At 58.2% G+C, this 11,979-nt stretch carries 10 protein-coding genes; 2 read left to right on the forward strand and 8 right to left on the reverse strand.

Features of this window, described 5'->3' with window-relative positions:
• Nucleotides 1–64: 64 nt before the first annotated feature.
• From GOW16_RS00655 to GOW16_RS00675, 5 genes are read right to left on the reverse strand one after another with little or no spacing between them, the layout of a single operon-like run.
• Nucleotides 65–1,993, reverse strand: a complete 1,929-nt coding sequence (locus tag GOW16_RS00655) for an acetyl/propionyl/methylcrotonyl-CoA carboxylase subunit alpha (RefSeq protein ID WP_170410477.1) — start codon at nucleotides 1,991–1,993, stop codon at nucleotides 65–67.
• The gene (locus GOW16_RS00660) at nucleotides 1,993–2,544 is read right to left on the reverse strand and encodes a hypothetical protein (protein WP_170409270.1); all 552 of its coding nucleotides are present in this window, start codon (nucleotides 2,542–2,544) and stop codon (nucleotides 1,993–1,995) included. The genes GOW16_RS00655 and GOW16_RS00660 overlap by 1 nt, the downstream gene beginning before the upstream one ends.
• A gap of 10 nt (nucleotides 2,545–2,554) precedes the next feature.
• On the reverse strand, nucleotides 2,555–4,159 hold the full coding sequence (locus GOW16_RS00665) for a carboxyl transferase domain-containing protein (protein ID WP_170409272.1): 1,605 nt from the start codon (nucleotides 4,157–4,159) through the stop codon (nucleotides 2,555–2,557).
• Nucleotides 4,156–4,956 (reverse strand): hypothetical protein, encoded by an 801-nt coding sequence (locus GOW16_RS00670; RefSeq protein ID WP_170409274.1) that lies wholly within the window; start codon nucleotides 4,954–4,956, stop codon nucleotides 4,156–4,158. Before GOW16_RS00670 ends, GOW16_RS00665 begins: the two co-directional genes overlap by 4 nt.
• On the reverse strand, nucleotides 4,949–6,478 hold the full coding sequence (locus tag GOW16_RS00675) for an AMP-binding protein (protein ID WP_368039855.1): 1,530 nt from the start codon (nucleotides 6,476–6,478) through the stop codon (nucleotides 4,949–4,951). Before GOW16_RS00675 ends, GOW16_RS00670 begins: the two co-directional genes overlap by 8 nt.
• Before the next feature lie 136 nt (nucleotides 6,479–6,614).
• On the opposite strand from GOW16_RS00675, the gene GOW16_RS00680 reads away from it, so the two are divergent.
• A complete protein-coding gene (locus GOW16_RS00680) occupies nucleotides 6,615–7,220 on the forward strand; it encodes an OmpW/AlkL family protein (RefSeq protein ID WP_170409276.1) in 606 nt (201 codons plus the stop codon).
• A gap of 51 nt (nucleotides 7,221–7,271) precedes the next feature.
• On the opposite strand, the gene GOW16_RS00685 is transcribed toward GOW16_RS00680, so the two are convergent.
• The 3 genes from GOW16_RS00685 to GOW16_RS00695 all read right to left on the reverse strand — a co-directional run bounded on the left by GOW16_RS00685 (nucleotide 7,272) and on the right by GOW16_RS00695 (nucleotide 10,492).
• Entirely contained in the window at nucleotides 7,272–8,435 is a 1,164-nt protein-coding gene (locus GOW16_RS00685; RefSeq protein WP_170409278.1) for an isovaleryl-CoA dehydrogenase, read from the reverse strand.
• Between the two features lie 155 nt (nucleotides 8,436–8,590).
• Nucleotides 8,591–9,781 (reverse strand): DegT/DnrJ/EryC1/StrS family aminotransferase, encoded by a 1,191-nt coding sequence (locus GOW16_RS00690; protein ID WP_170409280.1) that lies wholly within the window; start codon nucleotides 9,779–9,781, stop codon nucleotides 8,591–8,593.
• Between the two features lie 39 nt (nucleotides 9,782–9,820).
• On the reverse strand, nucleotides 9,821–10,492 hold the full coding sequence (locus tag GOW16_RS00695) for an HAD-IA family hydrolase (RefSeq protein ID WP_170409282.1): 672 nt from the start codon (nucleotides 10,490–10,492) through the stop codon (nucleotides 9,821–9,823).
• Nucleotides 10,493–10,625: 133 nt separating this feature from the next.
• On the opposite strand from GOW16_RS00695, the gene glmU reads away from it, so the two are divergent.
• Complete coding sequence (glmU, locus tag GOW16_RS00700; protein ID WP_170409284.1) at nucleotides 10,626–11,978, forward strand: bifunctional UDP-N-acetylglucosamine diphosphorylase/glucosamine-1-phosphate N-acetyltransferase GlmU; 1,353 nt, start codon at nucleotides 10,626–10,628, stop codon at nucleotides 11,976–11,978.
• Nucleotide 11,979 lies beyond the last annotated feature (1 nt).

Here is an 11,979-nt window from a genome sequence, read left to right on the forward strand (position 1 = left end):
CTATGCCCTTCTCTGACTGACGCATTCTATCCGACTGTGCCACGTTGCGTAGGAACGGGACAGATCATTTCTCCTTCAGCCGGACCAGCGCGGCCCCTGCCTCGACCTGAGCCCCCGCATCGGCCAACACTTCGGCAACGATCCCGTCCCGCGCGGCCAGCAGAGAATGCTCCATTTTCATAGCTTCAAGGATCGCCAACCGGTCACCTTCCTGCACCGTCTGACCTACCTGCGCAAAAACAGCTTTGACCAGACCCGGCATCGGAGCTTCAATCACGTTGGTGTCTCCAGCAGCACTGGCGTCCCGATCCAGTGGATCAACGATTTCGAAAGCTATCCCATAGTTTTCAAAGACCGTGATCTGCGAGCCAACGATGGACACGCGCGACATTTGGACACCGCCGATCAACCACCCACCCGGACCGTGTTCGACCAAGACAGTTTCCTCGCCCATTTGCCACGTCTGACGCATTGGCCCTTCGACCTGAACATCCAGATCGATGATCTCCTCGGCCCGAAGCTGAACCGCCCGATGCAGCGGTGCCCACAGCGAAAATCCGGTTTCCTGATCAGTGTCGACCAGCCCAAGCGCGGTCATCGCCGCGGCAACAGTCGCAGACGCCGGGATTGGAGCAGCCTGAACCAGGTTATCGATGTCTCGCCCGATAAGCCCAGTGTCCACGTCGCCAGCCGCGAAACCTGCATGCCGGGTCAGCGCGCCCAGGAAGCTCAGGTTGGTCACGGTCCCCGCAACCTCGGTACTGCGCAAGGCACGATGTAGCTGCTCCAACGCAACCGCGCGTGTCGGACCATGCACGATTACTTTGGCGATCATCGGATCGTACCATGGGCTGATCGTGTCACCCGCGCGAACGCCGCTATCGGCGCGACATTCCGTCGGGAATTGCAGGTGCGTAAGCGTTCCTGTCGCAGGCAAAAACCCTTTCGGGACGTCTTCCGCATAAAGCCGCGCCTCGAATGCGTGACCGGTGATCGACAGGTCGCTCTGTCGTTTGGGCAGGCTCTCGCCCGCCGCCACGCGCAATTGCCACTCGACAAGATCGACACCTGTGATCGCCTCAGTCACCGGGTGCTCGACCTGCAGGCGCGTGTTCATTTCCATGAACCAGAACCTATCGGGGCGCAGCCCGTCCGAGGCATCGACGATGAACTCAACCGTTCCGGCCCCTTTGTAGCCAATAGCCTCGGCCGCACGCACACCCGCCTGCCCCATCGCTTCGCGCATGTCCGCAGTCATACCAGGGGCCGGGGCCTCTTCGATCACTTTCTGATGGCGGCGTTGCAGCGAGCAATCTCGTTCGAACAGATGTACGGCGTGCGTACCATCGCCAAAGACCTGAACCTCGATATGGCGCGGCTTGGCGACGAATTTTTCGACCAGCACAGCGTCATTGCCAAAGGCGGTTTTGGCCTCGCCACGGGCACTGTCCAATGCGGCGTTGAAGTCCTCAGGACGCTCGACCAGCCGCATGCCTTTACCGCCACCTCCAGCCACTGCTTTTATCAGAACCGGGTAGCCAATTGTGTCCGCTGCGCCTGCCAGATGCTCGGGGTCCTGATTGTCGCCGTGGTATCCCGGCACCACAGGCACGCCTGCCTGTTCCATCAGCACCTTCGCCGCATCCTTCAAACCCATCTTTCGGATCGCATCCGCCGATGGGCCAATAAAGGTCAGACCGGCGGCCTCAACGGCATCCACGAATTCCGGGTTTTCGGACAGAAACCCATAGCCCGGATGGATCGCCTGCGCGCCGGTGTCCAGCGCAGCCTGGATGATCACGTCGCCCTTCAGATAACTCTCCGCAGGAGCCGCACCACCGATGTGAACCGCCTCATCCGCCATCTGAACATGTTTGGCTGAGGCATCTGCATCTGAATACACCGCCACGCAGGACACACCCATCTTTTGAGCCGTTTCCATGACCCGGCAGGCGATCTCGCCCCGGTTGGCAATCAGGATTTTGTTGAACATCATTGCTGCCTTTCTTCAAAATGCCCAAAAGCATTCAATTTTAGGAACACACTTTCCCTAAGAGGTCGGCAGGGATCAGCGGATTGCGCGGTGTCGCAAATTTCCCCATAGTTTTCACTGATTTTCAGGAATGTGCTGGCGCTACAACCAATCGCAAAATGCGCACTTTCTTCACCGTTGATCCGCAAGCTATAGTCGGAATACGCTCCCGCTCCACATATCCCTCGCGCAGAAGGCAATTTCAATCGGATACGAACAACTTCAACCGTTAGGGAAGGTCCAAGATGGCAGGAAAACACTGGAACTTCGTCGTCAGCGTTTTCCCAACCATCCGCCATGGGAACATAAAACCCCTCCCGTGTATCGGGCACCGGTTGGTTGGCATCAAAATAAACCGGATATGCGACCAGGTGCCGAGCTTCTTCGTCACAATTCCATCCCAACGCAGGCCACCATAAGTCAGCCCACACGGTTTGTGCAGAGACTTGCAGTCCGCAAACAACAAGCAGCAACTTGAAGCACTGCCTGATTGCGTAAGGTGCCTTGTTCATTTTAATTCTCTCACATCCGGAACACGCCGAAACGTGTCTCCTCAATCGGGGCATTCAGCGCAGCGCTTAGCGACAGGGCAAGGACATCGCGGCTTTTGCGCGGGTCAATGATGCCATCATCCCACAGGCGGGCCGAGGCGTAGAGCGGGTGGGACTGTTTCTCGAACATTTCCAGTGTGGGGCGTTTGAATTCAGCCTCGTCCTCGGCAGACCATGTACCGCCCTGCCGCTCGATCCCGTCGCGTTTGACGGTGGCCAGAACGCCTGCGGCCTGTTCGCCGCCCATCACCGAAATGCGCGAGTTTGGCCAGGTCCATAGGAAACGCGGCTGATAGGCCCGTCCGGCCATGCCGTAGTTTCCAGCACCAAAGGATCCTCCGACAAGCATGGTGATCTTGGGCACTGAGGTTGTGGCCACAGCTGTCACCATCTTGGCCCCGTGCCGTGCAATGCCTTCGTTTTCGTATTTCCGGCCAACCATGAAGCCGGTGATATTCTGCAGGAATACCAATGGAATTTTGCGCTGCGAACACAGCTCAACGAAATGCGCGCCCTTCTGCGCGGCTTCGGAAAACAGCACACCATTATTGGCGATGATCCCCACGGGGCATCCTTTGACATGGGCAAAACCGGTCACCAGCGTCTCACCAAAGCGCGGCTTGAATTCGTCAAAACGCGAGCCATCGACCAAACGCGCGATCACCTCGCGGATATCATAGGGCGTGCGCAGGTCGGCGGGAACGACGCCAAGAATTTCTTCGGGGTCATAGGCCGGGTCTTCGGGACTGGCCCAATCCACATTTTGAGGTTTGCGCAGGTTCAGCGATCCGACCGCCCGTCGTGCCAGAGCTAGAGCATGGGTGTCATCCTCGGCCAGATAGTCTGCCACGCCCGACAGGCGGGTATGGACGTCACCGCCACCCAGGTCTTCGGAACTGACAACCTCTCCGGTCGCAGCCTTGACCAAAGGTGGACCGGCCAAAAAGATCGTGCCCTGCTCTTTCACGATGATCGTCACATCCGACATCGCAGGCACATAAGCCCCACCTGCGGTACAGGACCCCATCACAACGGCGATCTGAGGGATGCCTTTCGCACTCATTCGCGCCTGGTTGTAGAAGATGCGACCAAAGTGATCACGGTCGGGGAAAACCTCATCCTGATTGGGCAGGTTCGCCCCCCCACTATCGACAAGATAGATACAAGGCAGGTGGTTTTCCTCGGCGATCTCCTGCGCGCGCAGGTGTTTCTTGACCGACATCGGGTAATAGGTACCGCCCTTCACGGTGGCGTCGTTGCACACCACCATGACCTCTTGTCCCTGAACCCGGCCAATCCCCGCGATCACCCCGGCACAGGGCGCGGCATCGCCATACATTCCATGCGCTGCCGTCGCACCGATTTCGAGAAACGGAGACCCTGGGTCCAACAGGTTCGCCACGCGGCGGCGAGGCAACATCTTGCCACGAGACTCGTGCCGCGTGCGGGATTTTTCGCCCCCGCCCATCCGCGCGGCGTCGGCGGCCGCGGAGATATGCGCCAGCGCATCCAGATGCGCAGCACGGTTTTGCCGGAAGCCTTCGGACGAGGGCAAAGCAGAGGAACGGAGCTTCATCTTGTGTACTCTCTTAGAAAATCTCGAACGGGGTTTTCGCTGACTGCAAAGCGCTGCATCAGACGCGCGTAACCTTGCGCCACGTTGCCGGAACAAACTGGGTCCAGCTTTTTGATCTCTGGTTCTTCCAGAAAATCCTCCAGCTCCGACATCGGAACCATGAAATAGTAGTCAAATGGCAGCATCTCGGCCGCCATCTCCATCGCCTCGACAGCCTTTTCGTTATCGCCGCGGCACAAATAGGCCAGGGACAGGTTGTGATAGGCGTCTCCCATCGCCTCATAATCGCCTTCAGCCTCGTACTGGCTCACGGCAAGTTTGAAACGCCCAACGACTTCGCGATTGTAAAAGTTCTCATCCGCCTGCGCTTCCGGCAGGAACATAGAGACATATGCCAGGTTCTCATCATGCCATCCGTCAGTCTGCATCTCGGTGCTGAATACACTTCTCAGCATCCGGATTTCGGGTTCGTATTTCAGGGTGCTTTCAGAGTCAGAAATTGCATCTAAGTAATTGTCGTAAAAAGCAATTTTTCGCTTGTCTTCGTCATCAAGGACTGCCACTCGACCGGCTATTTTGCGCAATTCAGAGATGGCCTCGTCCGGATACTCGTAGAATACGAGCAGATCCGCCAACTGCAGTTGTTCGATGACTGCAATTTTGTCTTCTACAGCTTTTTCGATGGTGTCCCGCATCCACGTCTCGAAGTAAGCCTTGCCTGCCCAGGCGGCCCCGATGACCGCAATTGCCGTCGCGCTAAATTCAATACCGGTTCTGAAATTGGATTTGTCAGCCATAATGTCCCTCCTCTGACGCGAGACGCCGCAAATCCTTCCGAATAACTTTGCCCGTCACGGTCATCGGCAACTCTTGCACAAAAGCCACTTCACGAGGGTACGAATAATGCGCGAGGCGGGTTTTTACCCAATCCTGCAATTCCACTTCCGTTGCCTTGATCCCCGGCTTCAGAACCACATAAGCCTTTACGATCTCGGTCCGCAGCGGGTCTGGTTTACCGACCACGCCCACCGTCGCCACCGCGGGATGGGTCAGCAGGCAATCCTCAATCTCGGCGGGACCAATGCGATAGCCGGACGAGGTGATTACGTCATCGTCGCGCCCAACAAAGCGCAGGTAGTCGCCCTCCCACACACCCCGGTCGCCGGTAATCAGCCAGTCGCCGCGAAACTTTTCAGCCGTTGCCTTGGGCCGGTTCCAATATTCCAACAGCATCGAGGCCGAGCCGCGCCGGATCGCCACATCGCCCTCTTCAGCGGTTGGTTGGCCATCCTCGTCAATCACCGCAACCTCGTGCCCAGGAACCGGTTTTCCGATACAGCCGGGCCGGGCCGGGAATTCGTCTGAACAGGACGAGACCACCATGTTGCATTCGGTCTGGCCGTAAAATTCGTTGATCGTCAGACCAAACGCCTTCTGTCCCCAGGCCAGCATCTCGGCCCCCAATGGCTCACCACCGGAGGCAACGGACCGCAATCCGGTAACAGCCTGATCCACAGCTTTCAGCATGCGCAAAGCGGTCGGAGGGAAAAACACATTCCGTACCCCGCCGCGCGCAATCACGTCGGCACAGGTCTCGGGCGTGAACTTGTCCAGTCGCGCAGCGACGACAGGGACGCCCAGCGCGAGGCCCGGCATCAGCACATCGAACAACCCGCCAATCCAAGCCCAATCGGCCGGGGTCCAGAGGCAATCTCCATAGCGCAGATTGTTATGGCTGATCGAAACGCCCGGCAGGTGGCCGGTCAGCACTCGGTGAGCATGCAACGCGCCTTTCGGGCTGCCGGTGGTTCCGGACGTATAGATCAACACCGCCGGATCCTCTGGCCCGGTGTCGGCAAAAGGCACAACGCCTCCATCTTCACCAATCTGATCCGCCATGAGCGGCTCTGCCAATTCCCCTAACAGCGTCGCGCCTTCCGGGTCGGTCAGAACAAACTGTGCCCCGGCGTCGCCCACCCGAGACCGTAAGGCATCCTGTTTGAACAGTTTGAACAACGGCACCGAGATCGCACCGATCTTCCAGACCGCCAGATGCGCCGCCGCACACCACGGCGACTGACTGAGCAGCACGCCCACGCGGTCCCCTTGCTGCACCTTTTTCGACAACGCGCGCGCGATACCATCCGTCATCTCGGCGAGCTGTCCATAGGTGACACGCTGCACTCCCTCCCCGGTCAAGTCGACTACGGCGACTTGATCTGGCGGGTGCGAAAGGCACTGACGCGCCATGTTAAGGCGCGATGGGATATCCCAGCCCCCCGCTGAACGCAAACCCGGTATGCGATTAGCTTCTGGCACGCCGTAATCCCCTTATTTTCAAGGATCTTACCTGCGAAACCTCCGGTGACGTCTTTACGTAGATTTGATGCAGATCAGAGTTCGCTGGCATCGAGGCTGTCAAATCCGTTTCATCAACTGAACCAAGGGCAAGACAATGACCAACAAACTCGCCGCTTTGACACTTTCCACCGCGCTGGTGGCGCTTGCCGCCCCTGCCTTTGCCCAATCGCAGGGTGATTGGACCGTCGGTATCGGTGTCGGTTACCTGAACCCCAAATCCGACAATGGCACGCTGGCCGGACAAAAGGCCGAGATCGACTCCGATACCCGCCCGATCTTCACCGCCGAATACTTCATCCGTGACAACCTGGGGATCGAACTGCTGGCTGCGACGCCGTTCAAGCACACCGTCACCTTGGGCGGAAGCACCGAGGCCGGAACCGTCAAGCACCTGCCGCCCACCTTGTCGCTGAACTATCACTTCCCGACAAACAGTGCGTGGAAGCCCTATGTCGGCGCTGGTCTGAACTATACGTTCTTCTTCGACGAACAATCCGCTCTGGGAGACCTGAAGATTGATGACTCCTTTGGTGTCTCCCTGCAGGCCGGTCTGGACTACATGGTCTCCGACAACGGCGCCATCCGGCTGAACGTGCGCTGGTTCGATATCGACTCGGACGTCAAGCTGAACGGCACGAAGATCGGCAAAGCCGAAATCGACCCCTATCTTGTCGGCGTTTCCTACGTCCATAAGTTCTGATCCCTCAAAGAAAACGCCTCGCAGAAACTTCGTCTGCGGGGCGTTTTTGTCTCAGAGCATTTCGTTCATCAGTTCCCGGCCAATCAACATCCGGCGGATTTCGCTGGTGCCCGCGCCAATCTCCATCAACTTGGCATCGCGGAAGATACGGCTGACTGCCGAGTCCGACAGGAACCCTGCGCCACCCATCGCCTGAACGGCCTGATGCGCCTGCGACATGCCCTGTTCCGAGGCATAGAGGCAGCACGCTGCGGCATCCTGACGGGTCACATCGCCTCGGTCGCAGGCTTTGGCGACCTCATAAACGTATGCGCGCGCGGAATTCATCGCCGTGTACATATCCGCGATCTTGCCTTGCATCAGTTGGAAGCTGCCTATCGGTTTGCCAAACTGTTTGCGCTCGGCCAGGTAGGGCATGATTTCGTCCAGACAGGCGGCCATGATCCCCGTACCAATCCCGGCCAATACCACGCGCTCGTAGTCAAGTCCGGACATCAGCACAGCAACGCCCTTGCCCTCTTCACCCAGTACGTTTTCGAAGGGCACCTCGACATCTTCAAAGATCAACTCAGCCGTGTTCGACCCGCGCATCCCAAGCTTGTCGAAATGGGGCGAGGTCGAGAAACCCTTCATCTCCTTCTCGATCAGAAAGGCTGTGATCCCTTTTGAGCCGGCGTCCGGGTCCGTCTTGGCATAAACGACCAGAGTATCGGCGTCCGGCCCATTGGTGATCCAGTACTTGCTACCGTTCAGGCGGTAGTGGTCATTTCGCTTTTCCGCGCGCAGTTTCATCGACACAACGTCGGATCCAGCCGACGCCTCGGACATGGCCAGAGCGCCAACGTGTTCGCCCGAGATAAGGCGCGGCAGATACTTCGCCTTCTGCTCATCATTACCGTTCAACTTGATCTGATTGACGCACAGGTTCGAGTGCGCACCATATGACAGCGAAACGGATGCCGACGCCCGCGCGACCTCTTCCACAGCCACGGTATGGGCCAGATAGGACATCCCCGCCCCGCCGTATTCCTCGGACACAGTGATACCAAGCAAACCCAGATCGCCCATTTCTTTCCAAAGCTCGCTTGGAAATGCGTTCGAGGCATCGATGTCAGCCGCCATGGGCTTGACCCGTTCCTGCGCCCAACGGTGCACCATTTCACGCAGCGCGTTCACGTCTTCACCCAGATCAAATTGCATGGCCGCCGTGAACATAAGCGATCTCCTCTTTCGCATTAATGAACAGTTGTTCAATAAATAACAGCGAATCTGAATCGGGTCAACGACGGCGTCCAAAAAAGAAACCGCCGCTCCGATCGGGGCGGCGGTTTTCAGGAAACAAGCGTGCGCGTCCCGCGCACTCGATTAGATTACGACTGAAAGACAGAGCTGACTTCTGACCGGATGATGCGCGCGATCAGGCTGCAATCCTCCAGCGAAAAGGTCAGCGGAACGCGCATGTCAACGATCCCGGCAAGAATTCGATCACTTTTTGGCATTGGTGCGCTGTCGGCATATCGCCAGCTGTCATAGCGCGACGTGAAGCCGCTCGGTTCAGCCCCGCCGAACCACTTGAGTTCGACACCCCGGGCCGCGCACCGTTGGATTACTTCGTTTACCCGCTCTGCCGACCAGTCCAGTAGCAGGAACTGGATAGACGAGCCAACATACGTCTCGGCCTCTGGCCGTTCGACGATGGTCAGGCCAGGCGTGTCGAGCAGGCCTTTTTCGAGTTCGAAATAGCGTTCATTCCAACGTTCAACCTGCCGGTCCAGATCGCGCAATTGGGGTCGCAAGATTGCGGCTCGCAGGTTGTCCATCCGTCCCGATACGTTGGGCGTATGGTACTTGATCCGCTCGAACACGTCCGGGGTCGGTGCAGCAAGGTGGCGTTCATACAGCATATATGATCCCGACAGCATTGTGGCCTTTGCCGCCAGTTCCTCGTCATCGGTGACCAGCAACCCGCCCTCGCCCGAGTTGACATGTTTGTAGGTCTGGCAGGAATAGCAGCCAATTGCTCCTTGCCGGCCCGAAACCTGCCCGCGCCACGCGGCCCCCATCGTATGGGCGCAATCCTCGATCACCGTGACACCTGCTGCATCGCACATCTGCATAAGCCGATCCATGTCGCACAGATGGCCGCGCATATGGCTGAGCATCAGAACGCGCGCCTGATTCAGCTTGGTTTCGAGATCGTCCAGATCAATCGTAAGGTCTTCCGTCACGCCCACAAAAACCGGACGCGCGCTGACCGAGGCGATAGATCCGGGTACAGGTGCCAGCGTGAACGCGTTCGTCAGCACCGGGTCCCCCGGCTTAACCCCAACGGCCCGAAGTGCTGTAGCCAACGCATAGCCGCCCGACGACACGGCCAGACAGTACTTGGCACCCGTCTGAGCGGCAAATTCCTGTTCCAGCTGGGCGGTTTCACCCAATTCGCCCGGCACGACGTTGTAACGGTGCAGACGCCCGTGGCGCAATACGGCCAAGGCGGCCTCGACCGCCTCTTCGGGGATAGGTTCCTGCTGGGTAAAGCTGCCAGTGAATGTCTCGGTCATAGGGGGTTTCTGATCCTGCATTTGGCCCGGGTCAAGGGGTTACGCTGCCACGCCGATCAACTGAGGCACAAGGCCCGTCAGATCGTCGAAGTGATGCAACAGAGCTTCTGGCTCAAGCGCGGCCATATCTGCACCGGACGGGCCGAACGTGACCAGAACCGAAGGCACGCCTGCCGCCTTTGCCGTATTCCGGTCGGTATCCGAGTCGCCGATCAGAACACACAGATCTGGGTGCCCACCTGCCCGGCGCGCCGCCTCGCGCAAGGGTTCCGGATCAGGCTTGCGCACCGGCAGCGTATCTGCTCCGACAAGCGCGGCGAACTGATCCCGCACACCTAACTGGATCAGCAGTTGGTCCGCCAAGGCCTCTGGCTTGTTGGTACAGATACCGACTCCATAACCAGCCGCCTTAAGCCCTTCGACCGCGTCCAATGCACCTGGATAAAACCGCGTGTGCGTGTCGATATCATCGGAATACGCCTCAAGCAGCATTGGGTAATAGGCCTGAACGGTTGCATCGTCATAGGCCCCCACCCGCTTGAGCCCATGGGTCAGCATCATCCGGCCACCGCGCAGGGCAACGCCTGCGTCGTCACCGTGAACCAACACGTCTCCGTGCCCCATATGCCGAAAACAGTGGTTGGCTGCAGACAGCAAATCGCCCGATGTATCGGCCAAAGTCCCGTCCAGATCGAAGATAACCGTGCGCATAATGCCTCCTAATTCGGCGGGTCTTCGCCATAAGTGTTGCAAACGGCAATCTTGTGTGATGGCGGAACCGCTTGCGCCTTTTAACTCAGCGGATAAAACGGGCCGCAACAAAACACAAAGAGAAATCGTTTTTATGACCACTGCCCTTGTTATCCTTGCCGCCGGAAAAGGCACCAGGATGAATTCGGATACCCCAAAAGTACTACACCCGATTGCCCAAACTCCTATGCTGGTCCACACGATGCGCGCCGGCGCGGTTCTGTCCCCTGCGCGGACAGTGATTGTCACCGGTCACGGATCCGAGGCCGTAGCCAAGGTTGCACAGGTCGAAGACGAAAACGCGCAGATCGCCGTCCAGGACGAACAGCTGGGCACTGCGCATGCCGTGGCACAGGCCCGCGACGCACTGAACGGATTTGAAGGCGACGTCGTTGTTTTGTACGGCGACACACCGTTCCTGCAACCCGAGACTCTGGAGAAGATGATCGAGGTGCGGGCAAAGAATGACTTGGTCATATTGGGCTTTGAGGCTGCTGACCCAGCGCGTTATGGCCGTCTGGTCATGAATGGCGAAAATCTGGAACGGATCGTCGAGTACAAGGATGCATCGGACGAAGAGCGCGCCATAACACTTTGCAATTCTGGTCTTTTGGCATGTGACGCGCAGACTCTGTTTGCTCTGATCGACGCCGTCGGAAATGACAACGCCTCAGGAGAGTATTACCTTCCTGACGTCGTGGAAATCGCCCGCAATCGCGGCCTGAGCGTCACAGCCGTTGCCTGCGACGAAGCCCAGACGCTGGGCGTGAACTCTCGCGCAGATCTGGCGGCGGCGGATACGATTTTTCAGTCTCGCGCTCGCGCCGAATTGTTGAATTCGGGCGTCACGCTGATGGCTCCGGAAACTGTCTATCTGGCTGCGGACACTGTCATCGGTCGCGATACGGTGATCGAGCCCAATGTCGTCTTCGGCCCCGGTGTTACCATTGAAAGCGGCGCGACGATCCGGGCGTTTTCGCATCTGGAAGGTTGTCATGTCAGCCGAGGTGCCGTCGTTGGCCCCTATGCGCGCCTGCGCCCTGGTACGGAACTGGCCGAAAACACCCGGATTGGGAATTTCGTCGAAACCAAAAACGCCCAGATCGCCGAAGGCGCCAAGGTCAACCATCTGAGCTATATCGGCGACGCTTCTGTTGGTGCCGCGACCAATATTGGCGCGGGGACGATCACCTGCAACTACGACGGTGTCATGAAGCACCAGACAACCATCGGAGAGAATGTTTTTGTCGGTTCCAATACCATGCTTGTGGCACCCGTTTCCCTTGGCGACGGCGCTATGACAGCGACGGGTACGGTCGTCACGCGTGACGTGGAACCTGATGCTTTGGCCGTGGCGCGTTCCAAGCAGGAAAACAAACCCGGTTACGCACGCAAACTATTTGAAATGTTGATGGCGAAGAAGGCTCGCCGCAACAAAGGAGCCTGAT

The sequence above is a fragment of the Ruegeria atlantica genome (assembly GCF_013033965.1).
GTDB lineage: Bacteria > Pseudomonadota > Alphaproteobacteria > Rhodobacterales > Rhodobacteraceae > Ruegeria > Ruegeria atlantica_D.

Coding starts and splice junctions, on each gene's coding strand:
- GOW16_RS00655 (WP_170410477.1), bottom strand. CDS start 1,993: ATGTTCAACAAAATCCTGATTGCCAACCGGGGCGAGATCGCCTGCCGG.
- GOW16_RS00660 (WP_170409270.1), bottom strand. CDS start 2,544: ATGAACAAGGCACCTTACGCAATCAGGCAGTGCTTCAAGTTGCTGCTT.
- GOW16_RS00665 (WP_170409272.1), bottom strand. CDS start 4,159: ATGAAGCTCCGTTCCTCTGCTTTGCCCTCGTCCGAAGGCTTCCGGCAA.
- GOW16_RS00670 (WP_170409274.1), bottom strand. CDS start 4,956: ATGGCTGACAAATCCAATTTCAGAACCGGTATTGAATTTAGCGCGACG.
- GOW16_RS00680 (WP_170409276.1), top strand. CDS start 6,615: ATGACCAACAAACTCGCCGCTTTGACACTTTCCACCGCGCTGGTGGCG.
- GOW16_RS00685 (WP_170409278.1), bottom strand. CDS start 8,435: ATGTTCACGGCGGCCATGCAATTTGATCTGGGTGAAGACGTGAACGCG.
- GOW16_RS00690 (WP_170409280.1), bottom strand. CDS start 9,781: ATGACCGAGACATTCACTGGCAGCTTTACCCAGCAGGAACCTATCCCC.
- GOW16_RS00695 (WP_170409282.1), bottom strand. CDS start 10,492: ATGCGCACGGTTATCTTCGATCTGGACGGGACTTTGGCCGATACATCG.
- glmU (WP_170409284.1), top strand. CDS start 10,626: ATGACCACTGCCCTTGTTATCCTTGCCGCCGGAAAAGGCACCAGGATG.